Raw genomic sequence first — 15,147 nt, 5'->3', positions numbered from 1 at the left:
AGGTTGAGAGATGCAGTTAAGCGATACCCGTGAAATTCAGGCGCCGCCTGCCGCCGTTTACGCTGCGTTGCTGGACCCTGAAGTATTGAAAGCCTGCATCAGCGGCGCGCAGGAGATTACCGGCGATCCAACCGAGGGGTATAATGCGACCGTGGTGCAAAAGGTTGGCCCTGTGAAGGCGACTTTCAAAGGCACTGTGACCATGTCCGACATGGTTGAGCCTGAACGCCTGACCATCGCTGGTGAGGGCAAGGGGGGCGCCGCAGGCTTTGCCAAGGGAAGCGCAGATGTAACCTTCGCGCCCAGCGAGGCTGGTGGCACCCTTCTGACCTACGAGGTCGAGGCTAAGGTGGGTGGCAAACTGGCTCAGCTGGGCAGCCGCCTGATTGATGGGTTTGCCAAGAAGATGGCCGATCAGTTTTTCGCCAATCTTCAAGAATATTTCGAAGGTCCGCCACCGCAAGAAGACGCTGCCGAAAAAGAGACCAAGTCAGGCTGGCTAGGTCGCCTGACGGGACGAGACTGAACCCTGCGCACACGCGCATGGCACTGTGCGGAATTGGACTGTTCGACGATGGTCCGTCACGATAGGTTGCGGGGTCAGAACGAGGGTACGCATGACGACCATATTGTCGATCCGGGATTTGCGGAAGTCTTATGCCGATGGGTTTGAGGCGCTGAAAGGTGTGTCTCTGGACATTGAAGAAGGTGAGATTCTAGCGCTGTTGGGCCCCAATGGGGCGGGTAAAACAACGCTGATCTCGACTGTGTGCGGTATTACCACGCCGACTTCGGGCTCGGTCACCGTAGGTGGCCATGACATCCAGACCGAGTACCGCGCAGCCCGCAAGATGATTGGGCTGGTGCCGCAGGAAATCGCGCTGGAACCGTTCGAGAAGGTCTGGAACACTGTCCGCTTTTCGCGCGGGCTGTTCGGTCATAGCGGAGACAACGCTAGGATCGAGGAAATCCTGCGCAAGCTGTCCCTATGGGACAAACGCCGTAACGCAATCAAGGAACTATCCGGAGGCATGAAGCGACGTGTGCTGATCGCGAAAGCCTTGGCGCATGAGCCAAGGGTGCTGTTTCTGGATGAACCCACCGCCGGCGTAGATGTCGAGCTACGTAAGGACATGTGGGAGATCGTGGCCGAATTGAAGCAGGCTGGTGTCACCATCATCCTGACCACTCACTACATCGAGGAAGCCGAGGCAATCGCCGACCGTGTGGGTGTCATCGACAAGGGTGAGCTTTTGCTCGTGCAGGACAAAGACACATTGATGGCGCAGATGGGCAAAAAGCAGATTGAGGTCATGTTGACCGAGCCTATTTTATCGGTTCCCGACGTTCTGTCCGATCATCAACTGACGCTCAACGGTGCAGGCGATGCGCTGATCTATACTTACGACACCAATGCCGAGCGCACGGGCATCACCACTCTTCTCAATGATGTTGCACAGGCCGGTCTAGTGCTGCGTGATGTGCAGACACGGCAATCGAGCCTTGAAGAGATTTTCGTCAACCTCGTGTCCGGAGAACCCGCATGAACTGGTCCGCTATTACTGCCATCTACCGGTTTGAAATGGCCCGGTTCTTTCGCACACTGGCGCAGAGTTTTCTGTCGCCGGTCCTGTCGACCTCGCTTTATTTCGTGGTGTTTGGCACTGCCATCGGCAGTCGCATTCAAGAGATTGAAGGCGTGTCCTACGGGGCCTTCATTGTGCCGGGTCTGATCATGTTGTCCGTAGTGATGCTGTCAATCTCGAACGCGTCCTTTGGCATCTACTTTCCCAAATTCTTGGGTACGATTTATGAGTTACTTTCAGCCCCCATCAATTTCATCGAGATTGTGATTGGTTATGTGGGCGCGGCCGCAACTAAGGCACTGTTTGTAGGTCTTGTCATTCTGGCCACTGCGACGTTCTTTGTGGACATTCGCATTGAACACCCGTTTGCCATGGCGGCTTTCCTCATCCTGTCCTGCCTCAGCTTTTCCTTGCTGGGTTTCATCGTGGGTATCTGGGCGGGTAATTTTGAACAGATGTCGCTTGTCCCCCAGCTTGTTGTGACGCCCCTGATTTTTCTGGGTGGGACGTTTTACTCGATCTCGATGCTACCTCCGCTTTGGCAGACGATCACTCTGTTCAACCCTGTGGTTTATCTGATTTCCGGGTTCCGCTGGTCATTCTACGGTATCGCAGATGTCCCGATATTTTGGAGCCTTCTGGCCATACTGGCCTTCACCGGAATATGCCTCGCGATCATTGGCTGGATCTTCAAAACCGGTTGGCGCATCCGCAGCTAGGGCGTTGCATTTTTGCCCATCAGGTGTGTGAAATTGGTTCACGTCGCGTTTATGGCGCTTCGGGTCTCTTGTTTACGGCTCCGGCGCGCTCTACATCGGCTTCCATGAAACTCAGCCTGCCCTTCATGAAAAAGCCGCCACTTGTGGCCGTTGTTCGCCTGTCCGGTGCCATTGGAATGGCCGGGCGAGGGTCGATGAACGCGACCGCTCTGGCACCGGTGTTGGAGAAAGCCTTTCGCAAGGGCAAGCCCGCTGCGGTCGCGCTGGAGATCAATTCGCCGGGCGGCTCCCCCGTTCAAAGCTCATTGATCGGTGCGCGTATCCAGCGACTGGCGGAAGAGCTTAAGATCCCTGTTTACGCTTTCGTCGAAGACGTGGCGGCTTCGGGTGGATATTGGTTGGCGGTTTCAGCGGATGAGATTTGGGCCGATGACAGTTCGGTTCTGGGGTCGATCGGCGTGATATCGTCGGGATTTGGCGCGCATGTTTTTCTGGCACGTCAGGGCTTTGAACGACGCGTACATACTGCGGGTCAGTCGAAATCAATGCTCGACCCGTTTGCTCCGGAAAAGAAAGAAGACATTGCACGGCTCAAAGTGCTGCTGGGCGATATCCACGAGAATTTCATAACCCATGTGAAATCTCGCCGGGACGGCAAGCTGGACAGCAGCGCTGATCTGTTCAATGGCGAGGTCTGGCTGGCCCGTCGCGCGCAACAGCTGGGCTTGATTGATGGTATTGCCCATCTGAAGCCCAAGATGCAGGAGAAGTTTGGCGACAAAGTCAGGTTCCGCCGCTATGGCCTGCGCAAACCGATCTGGTCGCGCTTCGGCGCGACGCTGGCGCAGGATGCCATAGCCGGTATTGAGGAGCGCGCTGCCTACGCGCGTTTCGGGTTGTAGAGTGATCATCAAAGCAGTCACCTTGTTCCTGATCGCCATGGGCGTTCTGGCGATGTTCGGCAAGCTACGCTTTCCTGGACAGAAACGATTGAGTTCTGCGAAATGTCCGCGTTGTGGGCGGTTTAGGATCGGCAAAGGCCCGTGTCCTTGCGAAGAAGGAGGCCGTGGATGACGGCATGGCTGTTCTCCGGCCTCGGGCTGCTGATCCTGTTGTTGGCAGGTGACGCGCTGGTGCGTGGGGCCGTGAACCTCAGCCTGCGGTTGGGGGTTCCCGCCCTGATCGTCAGCCTGACAATAGTTGCCTTTGGAACTTCGGCCCCTGAGCTGCTGATTGCAATCAGCGCCATCAAGGAAAACGCGCCGGGCATTGCGTTGGGTAACGTGGTGGGCTCGAATACAGCGAATATCTTGCTGGTTCTGGGATTGCCCGCGCTTCTGGCGACCTTGCACACAAGTGAGTGCGACAGCCGCAAGAACTACATCTTCATGCTTCTGGCGTCGGTGTTATTTATCGGGTTGGCTTTTTGCGGGGTCTTTAATCTGCTCAGCGGGGCAATTTTGCTGGCTGCGTTGGCTTTGATCCTCGGCAACGCGTTTCGCGAAGCACATGCGCACCGTAAAGCCTGTGGTGAAGCATGTGCCGATGAGGACGAGCTTGAGGGTCTTGAGGAAGCAGATCCTGACATGCCCTATTGGAAGGTGGCGATCTACCTGATCCTCGGCTTGATCGGCCTGCCAATGGGTGCGCATCTGCTGGTCGAAAATGCGACCGTCATTGCCCGGAACTACGGTGTGAGCGAAACAGTGATCGGCCTTACGCTGATCGCGGTGGGTACGTCCCTGCCGGAACTGTCGACAACCGTCATGGCTGCCCTGAGGCGACAAGCGGATGTGGCACTGGGTAACGTCATCGGATCGAACATGTTCAATCTGCTGGCCATTGTCGGCATTACGACCTTGTTTGGGCGTATTCCCGTCGATCCTGAATTCCTGCGTTTCGATCTGTGGGTGATGCTCGGCGCGTCGCTCTTGTTGGTTCCTTTTGTGTTCTTCAAGAAAGATATCACACGCGTCTGGGGCCTGATCTTGACAGCGCTCTATGTGATCTATGTTGCAAGCCTGTTAGCCTGACCTGACGAGGAGAATGAGCCCATGACCCGAGCATTGGTGACCGGTGCCGGTAAACGCCTTGGTCGTGCCATGGCGCTGTATTTGGCGCAGCGCGGCATGGATGTCGCTGTGCACTATTCCAGTTCGGATCAGGCCGCGCGTGAAACGGTTGATGAGGTTCAGGCGCTGGGCCGAAGGTCAGTTGCGCTGCAGGCCGATCTGCTTGATGAGGGGCAAGTCAGCTCATTGCTGCCGCGTGCAGCTGAGGCGCTGGGTGGTCCGATCACCTGTCTGGTCAACAATGCATCGATATTTGAGTATGACAATATACACACAGCTACCCGCCAAAGCTGGGATCGGCATCTCGACAGCAATCTGCGCGCACCATTCGTACTGACCCAAGCCATGGCCGAGCAGGGGTTGCAGCCGGAGCTTGATGATCAGGGAGAGCCTCTGGCGATTGGGCTGATCGTGAACATGGTGGATATGCGGGTGCGTAAACTGACGCCTGAGTTCATGTCATACACGATTGCCAAGATGGGGTTGTGGGCCTTGACCCGGACTGCAGCGCAGGCTCTGACACCCGCAATCCGTGTGAACGCGATCGGCCCCGGTCCAACGCTGCAGGGTCATCGCCAAAGTGATGCTCATTTTAGCGCTCAGCGGCAGAACACGATTCTGGAGCGCGGCGCGAACCCGTCGGATATTACTGCTGCGCTGGGATACTTTCTGGATGCACATGCCGTTACGGGGCAGCTTCTTTGCGTCGATGGTGGGCAACATTTGGGTTGGCAAACACCCGATGTTCTTGGTGTAGAATAAGTAAATCTGCTGCAAGTTTTGCACTGCTCTCGTTCCTGTTATCTGAACGTTACAAAAATGTCTTAATTTTCATACACTTGTCTCAGATCAACAAATTTATCGTTTAAAAACAATACCATAATTTCCTGCCTATTTTTTGTGCAGATCAACGAATAGGCAAGGATTCAAGGGAAAATCACGATGCCCCTAAAGTTATCTGCACAGTTATCCACAGAAGTCGTGGATTTGTTTTCTCTTGATCTGAAGCGCACAAGATTGCAGCCATGGTCAGAGAATCATATCTCAGACTCATGACCGCCAGTACCGATTCCGAATCGCCGACCCAAGCCACCGGCTATGCCTGCATTCAGCGTTATGTGAAAACGCTGGACAGCTCGCCGGGTGTGTATCGGATGTTGGATGGGGACAGCCGAGTTCTTTACGTAGGTAAAGCGCGAAACCTGAAGGCGAGGGTATCGAACTACACCCGCCCGGGACATTCGGGTCGGATCGAGAAAATGATCGCCGCAACTGCCTCGATGATGTTTCTGACCACTCGGACCGAGACCGAGGCGCTGCTGCTGGAACAGAACCTGATCAAGCAGCTCAAGCCCAAATACAACGTATTGTTGCGGGATGACAAAAGCTTCCCGAATATTCTGGTCGCCAAGGATCATGCCTTTCCGCAGATCAAAAAGCACCGAGGGGCGAAGAAAGAAAAGGGGGCTTATTTCGGCCCCTTCGCCAGTGCAGGCGCGGTGAACAGGACGCTGAACCAGCTGCAAAAGGCGTTCCTGCTGCGGAACTGTTCGGATTCCATGTTCGATAGCCGGACCCGGCCGTGTTTGCTCTATCAGATCAAGCGATGTTCTGGACCGTGCGTCGAACTGATCTCGGAAGCCGACTATCGTGAAAGCGTTAAGGATGCCGAAAGGTTCCTGTCAGGCCGATCTACCAAAGTGCAGGAAGATCTCGCCGCGCAGATGATGGCTGCCTCCGAGGCGATGGAGTTCGAACGGGCCGCCGGTCTGCGCGACCGTATCCGGGCGCTGACGCAGGTGCAGACGTCTCAGGGCATCAACCCGCGCGGCGTGGCCGAGGCTGACGTCATTGGTCTCTACATGGACAGCGGGCAAGCCTGCGTTCAGGTGTTCTTCATCCGCGCCAACCAGAACTGGGGTAACCGCGATTTCTATCCGCGCGTCGGCCCGGATGTGTCACCGGCTGAGGCGATGGAAGCGTTTCTGGGCCAATTCTACGACAATAAGGAACCACCCCGGCAGTTGATCCTGTCTGATGCGATCGAGAATGCCGATCTGATGCAGGAGGCATTGTCGGAAAAAGCTGGACGCAAGGTGGAAATCCTGGTGCCCCAACGCGGTGAAAAGCAGGAACTGATCGCAGGTGCCTTGCGCAACGCACGTGAATCGCTGGCCCGGCGGATGTCGGAAAGTGCCACGCAGGCCAAATTGCTACGCGGTGTGGCCGAGGCCTTTGATCTGGACGCGCCACCGAACCGGATCGAAGTTTACGACAACTCTCACATTCAAGGCACCAATGCCGTGGGTGGCATGATCGTCGCGGGCCCAGAGGGGTTCATGAAAAACGCCTATCGCAAGTTCAACATCCGCGGCGATGATCTAACCCCCGGCGATGACTTCGGCATGATGAAAGAGGTCCTGACCCGCCGTTTTACGCGCCTACAAAAGGAAGATCCGGATCGGGACAAAGGGCATTGGCCCGATCTGCTGCTGATCGACGGTGGTGCAGGGCAGGTGAGCGCCGTGAATGAGATCATGGCCCAGCACGGGGTCGAGGATATCCCGATGGTCGGTGTCGCCAAGGGTGTCGATCGCGATCACGGCAAGGAAGAATTCCATCGCATCGGGCAGCGCCCTTTTGCGCTGAAACGCAACGATCCCGTATTGTACTTTATCCAGCGCTTGCGGGATGAGGCACATCGCTTTGCCATCGGCACCCATCGCGCGAAACGCGCCAAGGCGGTCGGTGCAACGCCACTGGACGAAATCCCCGGCGTCGGGGCCGCGCGCAAACGCGCCCTGCTGACTCATTTCGGCAGCGCCAAAGCGGTGAGCCGAGCCAATTTGGCGGATCTTAAAGCCGTCGAGGGGATTTCAGCCGGGTTGGCGCAGAAGGTTTATGACTTCTTCCACGATAAGGGCTAGGCCTTTCGCCCCCGCCAAAGGATATAGAGGCCCGACGCCACGATGAGGCCGCAGCCGATCCACATGGTCTGATCCAATTGCTCGCCAAACATCACCACGCCCAAGCCGATACCGAACAACAGCCGCGAATAGCGAAACGGCGTCACAGATGAGACCTCGCCGGTGCGCATCGCCTTCATCAGCGCGGCATAGGCCATGACCCCCATCACAATCGCCCCGCCCATGTGCAGGCTGACATTAGGCGTCAGAGTTTGCAGCGGTGTTCCTTCCCAGAATCGATAAGCCAAACCCGCGACAATGATGCAGAGGAAGCCATAGAACCCCAGAACTTCGGTGCCCAGTGTTGCGGGTGCGGCGCGGCTGGCCAGATCGCGCCCCGCAAAGCCGAGCATCCCCAGCACGGCAAGGATTGACAGGGCCGAGAAGCTGTCTCCGGTCGGTTGGATGATGATCACAACGCCAACAAGACCGATCAAAATGGCACTCCATCGCCGCCAGCCGACGGATTCTCCAAAGAACAACGCGGCCCCTGCGACGACAACCAGTGGCGTGGCCTGCAGGATCACCGTGGCCGAAGACAGTGGCGTTAGCGCGATCGCCAATACATAGAACAACCGTCCAAGAATCTCGAAGACCACACGCACCTTCATTGGGCGCGACAACACGTCCGGCTGGAACAGACGCGTGCTACGTACTGTGGCAACCGCTGCATAGATCACAGCACCACCCGCACCGAACAGTACAAGCACCTGCCAGATCGGGATCGACGCCGAAGCCGCCTTAAGCAGCGCATCCTCCAGCGCGAACAGCGCCATTGCGGCGACCATCCAGGCGCTGCCGATCAGATTTGACCGGGGATCGGTTTGAATATGCGGTGTCATATCAGCTCTGGGGTGTTGTCTGGTTGGCCAGCCGACAATCTGACGCCAAAGCGATCAAGTGCCAAGATGAAACCTGTAATGTAACCACCGCTGCGACGCTTTGACTTTTAAGACAGCAAACGCTTGTGTTGGGTCAGTTTTTTAAGACCCTGTCTTTTCTGTCTTGAACCGGCGATGTAGGGTCCAAGCCATGAAATGGAACCTGCCGAATATTCTGACTGTACTGCGCCTTGTGGCGGCCCCCGGTCTCGCCGTGATGTTTCTGTATTTCACCCGTCCCTATGCGGATTGGTTTGCTTTGATCCTGTTCCTGTCAGCGGCGATCACCGATTGGTTCGACGGGTATCTGGCGCGCGCCTGGAAACAGGAAACGAAGATTGGCGCCATGCTGGATCCCATTGCCGACAAGGCAATGGTGGTAATCGCGCTGATGATATTGGTGGGCTATTCGACTGAACACTGGACACCATGGCTGGTCCTGCCCGCGACAGTGATCCTGTTTCGCGAAGTCTTTGTCTCAGGCTTGCGAGAGTATCTGGGCGATGTGGCCGGAACCCTGAAGGTCACCAAGCTGGCCAAGTGGAAAACGACGGCACAGATGGTAGCGATCGCGATCCTGTTCTCGCAGGGGATATTCGAGCACCATTTTGTGATGGCCACGTTTGGCATGGATGCGACAACCATTGATCAGGTTCTGGCAGGGCAGGTCGAGGACCTGAACAACATCCGCTGGCATCTTGAGGCCATGTTCTGGTCAGGTCGTATCGGGCTATGGCTGCTCTGGATTGCCGCGACGCTGACATTGATCACGGGCTATGACTACCTACGTAAAGCCATGCCCCACCTGAAGGAGAGCTAACCGATGAACGTGCTGTATTTCGCTTGGGTGCGCGAACGCATCGGCCTGCCGAAAGAGAAGATTGAAACTGAGGCCGCAACAGTCAGCGATTTGGTCGCGGAACTGAGCGCGCGTGAGGATCGATATGCTGCTGCCTTTGCCGATCTGTCGGCCTTGCGCGTGGCGCTGGACCAAGAGCTTTCGGATTTTGACGCCCCACTGACCGGTGTGCGCGAGGTTGCATTCTTTCCTCCCATGACGGGTGGCTAGAATGCGGATCGTCGTGCAGCAGGCCCCGTTCGATCTGGGGGCCGAAGCCAACGCTTTTGCCGCCGGGGACGATACCAACGGGGCCATCGTGACCTTCACAGGCGTTGTGCGCGATCTGGCTTCGGGCGATCTGGATGTGATGGAGATCGAGCACTATCCTGGCATGACCGAACGCGCCCTAACCAAGATCGCGGAAGAGGCGCAAGCCCGTTGGTCACTGGGCAACGTTCTGGTGATCCACCGCCACGGAAGGCTTGCTCCGGGTGACCGTATCATGATGGTGGCCACCGCCGCACCGCACCGCAAAGATGCGTTTGAGGCGGCGGAATATCTGATGGATTACCTTAAGTCTCGCGCGCCATTCTGGAAGAAGGAAATCACCACGTCCGGAGCAGAATGGGTGGCTGCTAAGGACGAGGATGAAGACGCGCTGACCCGCTGGTAGGGTGCCTAGTCTGCGTTGTTGATCCGCCCGCGCATCTCTTCGGCTTCCTGCCGCGCCGCGCGCAGCCCTTCCATTGCGGCATTCAACTCGGCTTCGGTTTGCGTCAGCTGGTTGGTTAGCTCTGCCTCACGCTGCTGCAAATATGTGATGGCCTGATCGCGTGTTTCTTCGGCCTCGTGCAGTTCCTGACTCATGCGGTCAAGATCGGCCACGTCGCTTTGGCGAACACGGGACAGCCGATGGGCCAGCCAGTTGGCGAACCAACCCATGCAGAAAGCTGCGAACAGGATAATGGCTGTGGCGATGATGAATTCTGTTCTGTTCAACTTACTGGTCCTCTGAGCCTGCATCCGGTGCGTCGGTTTCAGGTGTCTCGATTTCGGCCTCAGATTCGGCCTCGGCTTCCATCGCCTCAAGCCCGGTCAGGGTGTTGGCCACGGGTTCAGGACGGATCAGGCGAAACTCGATGCGGCGGTTATCTTCGCGGCCTTCTTCGGTTTCGTTATCGGCGATGGGCTGCGTCTCGCCATACCCGACCGCAGAAAAGCTTGAGGTCGGCACGCGCCGTCCGCGCAATTCGTTCAGGATCGACTGTGCGCGCGACTGGCTGAGCTGCTGGTTCATCTCTTCACGGCCCTGACTGTCGGTATGGCCCTGAATCTCCAACCGGATGGGGCCACATTCACGCAGGATGTCCGCGATCTGGTTCAGGGCATCGCGCGAGTCTGCTGCGACGGTGGCTGATCCCGGTTCGAACGCAATTTTGCTGGCGGCCTGAACCTCGGCCAGCTGCTCTTCGCAGACCTCAGGGTCGGGCGGCGCGTCGGCGGGTGCGGGCGGCTCCTGATAGGTGATTGACAGGGTGTAATCCTGCGCCTCGCCCAGCTTGTCCGACAGCATGCCGGCGATCCGGGCCTTGGCGTCGGGATCATGGCTGATGCCCGACAGCGCTACATTGTCCGGCGTAACGGTCAGGGCGCCATTGTGCAGTTGCGACAGTGCCTCCAGCCCGGCCAAGACACGTATGGGCCAATCCGCGGGCAGGTCCGGTGCAATCCGGGTGGCTGTGTGCACCTGCAATGATCCAAAGGCGGCACGTGCAAAGCTGTCGGTCATTTCACGCAGCGTTTCGTCACTCAGACGGCCACGCAGTTGAACCAAACCCTCAGGGCTACGTGTTGCGACGAATTCAATAGGCCCAGTCGGGTCATCCGGTTCGGGTTCGGGAAGAACTACATGCAAGGCGAAAACCTCGGGCAGCGTATTTTCGAGCTCTCCCACGATGCGGTCGAACTCCAAAGGGTTAGTCCCTTGTGTGGCAACTAGAGTGATATCTGCATCCGACAGAGTAACTGAACCCTGACCAAGTTCGGATAGCGCACGAATGCTGAGCTGCGCTGCATTCGCCCAACGCGGAGACGGTACGCCTAGCCCAATGGTGCAGGAATAGGGGCCGGTTAATCCGGCCTCTTGTGCTGCAGCGACGATGATGTCGCGCGCAACTTCATCCTGGGCCGAGCACGCATCAAACTGCCCGCCATCCTCATCTATCAGATAGCGCAGCGTGAATGGTGTGATTACCGGGCGAGGTGCCGAAATCGAAAGGCCGATTCGCAGACCTGGTGGCGCGGCGCGGCTCAGGTCTTGTTCCAGCTGGTCTTTCTCTTGCTGGCTATCGGCAATGGCCGTGATACGCACCAACCCTGGGCTGGCAGATATCTTGGCCCGTGGCAAATCCGAGAGCGCTTCGATCGCATAGTCGATTGCCTGATCCCATCCGTCTGGCTTGGGATAGTCGGCACTTTCCATCAGGTCCGAAACTGACGCGTCCCGATCAAGGCGTTGCAGCCTGTCTACCAGATCGTCGCGATCCAGAGCCGCAGGTACTAGCCCGATAATCGAAATTCCGCTGTCATTGCGCAGGATCTCGGTAGAAAAGCGGGGCGGTGTCAGATCGGCGGTGGGAGCAACCTCCATCTCGTCAATGACGCGCGAGGTGTCGACCTCGGTGCCCGCAGCGATCAGGGCGTTGAATCGGGTCGCCTCAGTCGGGGCCGTGCCGGTCAGAACGACACGCAGGCCGTCGGATTCGACTTCGGCCCAATCATGCCCCTGCAAGTTCAAGGCCTTTCGCACGGCCAGTTCCGAGGCGTCTTCGATCTTGCTGACCGCAAATCCAGCGACCACCAGCGATAGAACGGCGGACACCGCGAAAATCAACGCAACAGCTAGGGCGTAAGGCAGACGCATGGGCGAAATCGAGACTCCTCGGGCGGTTGGTTCCGGGACTCATACAGAGCGCAGCACAGAGGTGCAATCAGAGGAAAAGGGCGACGCAGAGGAAGATCAGCGGAATCAAGCCGGTGTCACGATTGGCCCGGAAAAGCTGCAGCAATTTGGCGTTGTCCTCCGTGTCCAGCCCCCGCAATTGCCAGGCCAGATGCCACCCCATCGCCCAGGGCCCGCCAAGGGCGACCGCCAAAGCAAGAACCGATGTCCCGGGCAAAGCCGCGTCGATAATTGCAAAGGCCATTAGACTGACGGTTCCAATCAGAAAATACTTGAGCCAACGGGCGGTATCGGTGCCAAACAGCCGTGCGGTTGACTTGATGCCGATCAGCTCGTCATCTTCGGCATCCTGATGGGCGTAGATCGTGTCGTAGAACAAAGTCCAGGCGATTCCTGACAGATAAAGCATGATCGCAGGCCAGCCCACGGTGCCGGTATGTGCAGCCCAGGCCAGCAATGCGCCCCAGTTGAAGGCCAGCCCCAGAAAAATCTGCGGCCACCACGTAAAACGTTTTGCATAGGGATAGATGGTAACAGGCAGCAAAGACAGAACCCCCATCGCAATCGCGGCCCGGTTGAAGGTCAGAAGGATGGCCAGGGACAACAGACATTGCAGCACCATCCAGAATGCAGCCTGACGGACACTCACTTGGCCTGAGGGAATCGGGCGCGACCTTGTACGCTCGACCTTCCCGTCAAACTCACGATCAGTAATGTCATTCCACGTACAGCCCGCGCCGCGCATCAAAAACGCACCAATGGCACAACCAACTGCGATCCAAAGATCCTCCCATCGTGGTGCGCCGTCGCTCAGGATGGCCAAGGCCAGACCCCACCAGCAGGGAATCAGCAGAAGCCATGTGCCGATGGGTCGGTCTGCGCGGCTGAGCCGCAGGTAAGGGCGGGCAAAGGCGGGGGCGTGGGTGTCGACCCAATTGCCGGTTACGGCATCGGCGACTTGACCGTCTGGTGTTGGGGCATTGCCTTGCATATGTAGGGTCTCATGAATGCGAAGATCAGACTGTATGTAGAGCACCCTTTGGGTCCGGGGCAATCGGTTCCTTTGACGCGTGAACAGGCGCATTATCTGTTCGGTGTCATGCGCCTGTCGGTTGGGGGCCGGGTCGCCCTGTTCAATGGCAGCGATGGCGAGTGGCAGGCAGAGGTTGCAGAAGCGGGCAAACGAGGCGGTATTCTGTCGTGCGTGGAGCAATCGAAACCTCTGCAATTACCGCCCGATCTGTGGCTTCTCTTTGCACCGATCAAGAAGGCGCGGACCGATTTCATCGTTGAAAAAGCAGCTGAAATGGGGGCCGCACGGATCATACCGGTGCAGACCGAATTCACCAACTCCGAGCGCATTCGACAGGATCGCTTGCAGGCCCACGCAATTGAGGCGGCCGAACAATGTGGCGGCACTTTTGTGCCTGAGGTCGCTGACCTCCAGCGATTGGATCGTATCCTGGGCGCGTGGCCCGATGATCGCCAATTGATGTTCTGTGACGAGGCAGAAGCCGGCTCGGCCCTGCGCTTGGCAGAGAATGAGAAAGGCAAGCCGTGGGCGATCCTGATCGGCCCCGAGGGCGGGTTTTCCGGGCCCGAACGCAAACGGTTGGCAGAGCTGCCATTTACCCATGTGGTCAGCCTCGGCCCACGCATCCTGCGCGCCGATACAGCAGCCGTTGCGGCGATGACAATGTGGCAGCAAGCGTTGGGAGATTGGACGTGACGTGGCAATTGGCGCAGGAAACGGACCTGTCCAGGATCGACTCGTTTTTGTCCCAACATATCCAAACATCGATGTTCCCTTTGGCCAATCTACGGGATTTTGGCCTGTGCGGTACGCATCCCCGGTCGTTGAATGCATGGACGCTTGGCAGCCCGTTGCGTGCGGTCTTTGCCATAACAAATGAAGGCATGATCCTGCTGCAATGTCCCGACTGTTCGGATACCGAACTTGCCGCAGCGATTGACCTTATTCGAGGCCGGGCCCTGTTCGGCATCGCGGCTGAGGCAACGCAGGCCCGTCGGATAATGCGGTTGGCAGGTTGGGAAGGGCGACCCGCGACCCTGAACAGCGATGAGCCGGGGTTTTCCCTGGCGCTGGATCGACTTCAAATACCGGATTTCAGTGGGGCAGATCTCATGCCGCTTACTGATGTAGACCGTTCGGTCCTTGAAGACTGGCGAGAATGCTACCTCATCGAAGCCATGGATTTTGATCCTGTGCGCGCACAGACGCAGGCTGGGAAGGACATCAAGACCTATATCGAGCGAGAATCTCATCGAGTTTTGCTGCAGAATGGCCTACCGGTCAGCATGACCGGCTTCAACGCTCGCTTGCCTGAAGTGGTGCAGATCGGCGGTGTCTACACACCACCCGATTTACGAGGGCGAGGCTATGCGCGTTTGGCTGTTGCCCTGCATCTGGTTGAGGCGCGCGACGCGGGAGTTTCCAGAGCTGTCCTCTTTGCGGCTTCCGATGCGGCAGCGCGTGCCTATATATCCATTGGGTTCCAGCCTGCAGGTCAATACTCGCTGATCCTGTTCAAAAACCCGGAGGACGTGGCATGAGTTTCTTTCGACCCGAAGCCAAACTGGCACTGTGGCGCTGGCGCGAAGTGCTGGTTGCAGGGTTTGTTCTGATCCTCGGCCTCAGCTGGATCAGCGGCCCTGGTGGATTGCTGGCGTGGTTGGGGTGGTTGCTGATCGTGGTTTCGATTGCTCTGGCCGTGATCGGGGTGCAACGGGTGCGTTTCCGCAATGGTGCAGGCGGTCCCGGGGTTGTGACCATCGACGAAGGTCAGATCACGTATCTGGGCCCGCTCGACGGCGGCATGGTCGCTGCGCGTGAGATTGAGCGGTTGGCGTTGGACCCGACCTCGCGCCCCGCGCTTTGGGTTCTGGACCAACCGGGGCAGCCGACCCTTCACATTCCGGTGAACGCTGAAGGGGCCGAGGCGCTGTTTGATGTCTTCTCAGCGCTTCCGGGGCTGAAAACCGAGCAAATGCTGTCGGAACTCAACGGTCGAGCGACGCATCCGGTGGTGATCTGGGAACGCACGCCGTCACGCCCGGCCCACCTTAGGCTGCATTGACACTCGCGCGGTTTGCGCTCAG

General features: G+C 57.8%; 17 protein-coding genes. 13 read left to right on the top strand and 4 right to left on the bottom strand.

What is annotated here, in order from left to right:
• Positions 1 to 10: 10 nt before the first annotated feature.
• The 7 genes from ACR0EN_RS14335 (at position 11) to uvrC (ending at position 7,304) form a co-directional block, all read left to right on the top strand.
• On the top strand, positions 11 to 526 hold the full coding sequence (locus ACR0EN_RS14335) for an SRPBCC family protein (RefSeq protein WP_480587343.1): 516 nt from the start codon (positions 11 to 13) through the stop codon (positions 524 to 526).
• A gap of 91 nt (positions 527 to 617) precedes the next feature.
• Entirely contained in the window at positions 618 to 1,547 is a 930-nt protein-coding gene (locus ACR0EN_RS14330; RefSeq protein ID WP_170395599.1) for an ABC transporter ATP-binding protein, read from the top strand.
• Positions 1,544 to 2,305 (top strand): ABC transporter permease, encoded by a 762-nt coding sequence (locus tag ACR0EN_RS14325; RefSeq protein ID WP_170395601.1) that lies wholly within the window; start codon positions 1,544 to 1,546, stop codon positions 2,303 to 2,305. The genes ACR0EN_RS14330 and ACR0EN_RS14325 overlap by 4 nt, the downstream gene beginning before the upstream one ends.
• Positions 2,306 to 2,409: 104 nt before the next feature.
• On the top strand, positions 2,410 to 3,207 hold the full coding sequence (locus ACR0EN_RS14320) for a S49 family peptidase (RefSeq protein WP_170423599.1): 798 nt from the start codon (positions 2,410 to 2,412) through the stop codon (positions 3,205 to 3,207).
• A 168-nt stretch (positions 3,208 to 3,375) separates the two neighbouring features.
• Positions 3,376 to 4,338 (top strand): calcium/sodium antiporter, encoded by a 963-nt coding sequence (locus tag ACR0EN_RS14315; RefSeq protein ID WP_170395605.1) that lies wholly within the window; start codon positions 3,376 to 3,378, stop codon positions 4,336 to 4,338.
• 21 nt (positions 4,339 to 4,359) lie between these two features.
• A complete protein-coding gene (locus ACR0EN_RS14310) occupies positions 4,360 to 5,139 on the top strand; it encodes an SDR family oxidoreductase (protein ID WP_170626212.1) in 780 nt (259 codons plus the stop codon).
• A 290-nt stretch (positions 5,140 to 5,429) separates the two neighbouring features.
• Complete coding sequence (gene uvrC, locus ACR0EN_RS14305; RefSeq protein ID WP_480587561.1) at positions 5,430 to 7,304, top strand: excinuclease ABC subunit UvrC; 1,875 nt, start codon at positions 5,430 to 5,432, stop codon at positions 7,302 to 7,304.
• Here the strand turns inward: uvrC and ACR0EN_RS14300 are convergent.
• Positions 7,301 to 8,185 (bottom strand): DMT family transporter, encoded by an 885-nt coding sequence (locus tag ACR0EN_RS14300; RefSeq protein WP_480587340.1) that lies wholly within the window; start codon positions 8,183 to 8,185, stop codon positions 7,301 to 7,303. The two genes, uvrC and ACR0EN_RS14300, sit on opposite strands and share 4 nt — an antisense overlap.
• A gap of 190 nt (positions 8,186 to 8,375) precedes the next feature.
• Here ACR0EN_RS14300 and pgsA point away from each other — a divergent pair, with 190 nt between their 5' ends.
• From pgsA to ACR0EN_RS14285, 3 genes are read left to right on the top strand one after another with little or no spacing between them, the layout of a single operon-like run.
• Positions 8,376 to 9,044, top strand: coding sequence for a CDP-diacylglycerol--glycerol-3-phosphate 3-phosphatidyltransferase (gene pgsA, locus ACR0EN_RS14295; RefSeq protein ID WP_170395613.1), 669 nt, complete (start codon positions 8,376 to 8,378; stop codon positions 9,042 to 9,044).
• Positions 9,045 to 9,047: 3 nt separating this feature from the next.
• Positions 9,048 to 9,293 (top strand): molybdopterin converting factor subunit 1, encoded by a 246-nt coding sequence (moaD, locus tag ACR0EN_RS14290; protein WP_170395615.1) that lies wholly within the window; start codon positions 9,048 to 9,050, stop codon positions 9,291 to 9,293.
• Position 9,294: 1 nt separating this feature from the next.
• Positions 9,295 to 9,738, top strand: a complete 444-nt coding sequence (locus ACR0EN_RS14285) for a molybdenum cofactor biosynthesis protein MoaE (RefSeq protein WP_480587337.1) — start codon at positions 9,295 to 9,297, stop codon at positions 9,736 to 9,738.
• Positions 9,739 to 9,743: 5 nt separating this feature from the next.
• Here the strand turns inward: ACR0EN_RS14285 and ACR0EN_RS14280 are convergent, their stop codons facing one another.
• The 3 genes from ACR0EN_RS14280 to ubiA form a co-directional block, all read right to left on the bottom strand.
• Positions 9,744 to 10,064, bottom strand: coding sequence for a hypothetical protein (locus ACR0EN_RS14280; protein ID WP_170395619.1), 321 nt, complete (start codon positions 10,062 to 10,064; stop codon positions 9,744 to 9,746).
• Between the two features lies 1 nt (position 10,065).
• A complete protein-coding gene (locus ACR0EN_RS14275) occupies positions 10,066 to 11,988 on the bottom strand; it encodes an OmpA family protein (RefSeq protein ID WP_480587334.1) in 1,923 nt (640 codons plus the stop codon).
• A gap of 67 nt (positions 11,989 to 12,055) precedes the next feature.
• Positions 12,056 to 13,018, bottom strand: a complete 963-nt coding sequence (gene ubiA, locus ACR0EN_RS14270; protein ID WP_170818561.1) for a 4-hydroxybenzoate octaprenyltransferase — start codon at positions 13,016 to 13,018, stop codon at positions 12,056 to 12,058.
• 12 nt (positions 13,019 to 13,030) lie between these two features.
• Here ubiA and ACR0EN_RS14265 point away from each other — a divergent pair, with 12 nt between their 5' ends.
• The 3 genes from ACR0EN_RS14265 to ACR0EN_RS14255 are packed head-to-tail and all read left to right on the top strand — an operon-like array spanning position 13,031 to position 15,125.
• Positions 13,031 to 13,756 (top strand): 16S rRNA (uracil(1498)-N(3))-methyltransferase, encoded by a 726-nt coding sequence (locus tag ACR0EN_RS14265; protein WP_170423613.1) that lies wholly within the window; start codon positions 13,031 to 13,033, stop codon positions 13,754 to 13,756.
• Positions 13,753 to 14,601: a GNAT family N-acetyltransferase gene (locus ACR0EN_RS14260; RefSeq protein ID WP_170423615.1), complete on the top strand. Its 849-nt coding sequence runs from the start codon at positions 13,753 to 13,755 to the stop codon at positions 14,599 to 14,601. Before ACR0EN_RS14265 ends, ACR0EN_RS14260 begins: the two co-directional genes overlap by 4 nt.
• Complete coding sequence (locus ACR0EN_RS14255) at positions 14,598 to 15,125, top strand: hypothetical protein (RefSeq protein WP_170818562.1); 528 nt, start codon at positions 14,598 to 14,600, stop codon at positions 15,123 to 15,125. Before ACR0EN_RS14260 ends, ACR0EN_RS14255 begins: the two co-directional genes overlap by 4 nt.
• Positions 15,126 to 15,147: the final 22 nt, after the last annotated feature.

It is taken from the genome of Ruegeria sp. AB7 (assembly GCF_056542625.1).
The sequence above is the reverse complement of the archived record's forward strand: the minus strand, read 5'-3'. Positions and strand labels throughout refer to the sequence as shown.

Bases quoted from the DNA above. Each gene is read 5' to 3' on its own strand.
- ubiA (WP_170818561.1), bottom strand. From the start codon at position 13,018: ATGCAAGGCAATGCCCCAACACCAGACGGTCAAGTCGCCGATGCCGTA.
- ACR0EN_RS14320 (WP_170423599.1), top strand. From the start codon at position 2,410: ATGAAACTCAGCCTGCCCTTCATGAAAAAGCCGCCACTTGTGGCCGTT.
- ACR0EN_RS14315 (WP_170395605.1), top strand. From the start codon at position 3,376: ATGACGGCATGGCTGTTCTCCGGCCTCGGGCTGCTGATCCTGTTGTTG.
- ACR0EN_RS14300 (WP_480587340.1), bottom strand. From the start codon at position 8,185: ATGACACCGCATATTCAAACCGATCCCCGGTCAAATCTGATCGGCAGC.
- ACR0EN_RS14330 (WP_170395599.1), top strand. From the start codon at position 618: ATGACGACCATATTGTCGATCCGGGATTTGCGGAAGTCTTATGCCGAT.
- uvrC (WP_480587561.1), top strand. From the start codon at position 5,430: ATGACCGCCAGTACCGATTCCGAATCGCCGACCCAAGCCACCGGCTAT.
- ACR0EN_RS14255 (WP_170818562.1), top strand. From the start codon at position 14,598: ATGAGTTTCTTTCGACCCGAAGCCAAACTGGCACTGTGGCGCTGGCGC.
- ACR0EN_RS14310 (WP_170626212.1), top strand. From the start codon at position 4,360: ATGACCCGAGCATTGGTGACCGGTGCCGGTAAACGCCTTGGTCGTGCC.
- ACR0EN_RS14275 (WP_480587334.1), bottom strand. From the start codon at position 11,988: ATGCGTCTGCCTTACGCCCTAGCTGTTGCGTTGATTTTCGCGGTGTCC.
- ACR0EN_RS14325 (WP_170395601.1), top strand. From the start codon at position 1,544: ATGAACTGGTCCGCTATTACTGCCATCTACCGGTTTGAAATGGCCCGG.
- moaD (WP_170395615.1), top strand. From the start codon at position 9,048: ATGAACGTGCTGTATTTCGCTTGGGTGCGCGAACGCATCGGCCTGCCG.
- pgsA (WP_170395613.1), top strand. From the start codon at position 8,376: ATGAAATGGAACCTGCCGAATATTCTGACTGTACTGCGCCTTGTGGCG.
- ACR0EN_RS14335 (WP_480587343.1), top strand. From the start codon at position 11: ATGCAGTTAAGCGATACCCGTGAAATTCAGGCGCCGCCTGCCGCCGTT.
- ACR0EN_RS14285 (WP_480587337.1), top strand. From the start codon at position 9,295: ATGCGGATCGTCGTGCAGCAGGCCCCGTTCGATCTGGGGGCCGAAGCC.
- ACR0EN_RS14265 (WP_170423613.1), top strand. From the start codon at position 13,031: ATGAATGCGAAGATCAGACTGTATGTAGAGCACCCTTTGGGTCCGGGG.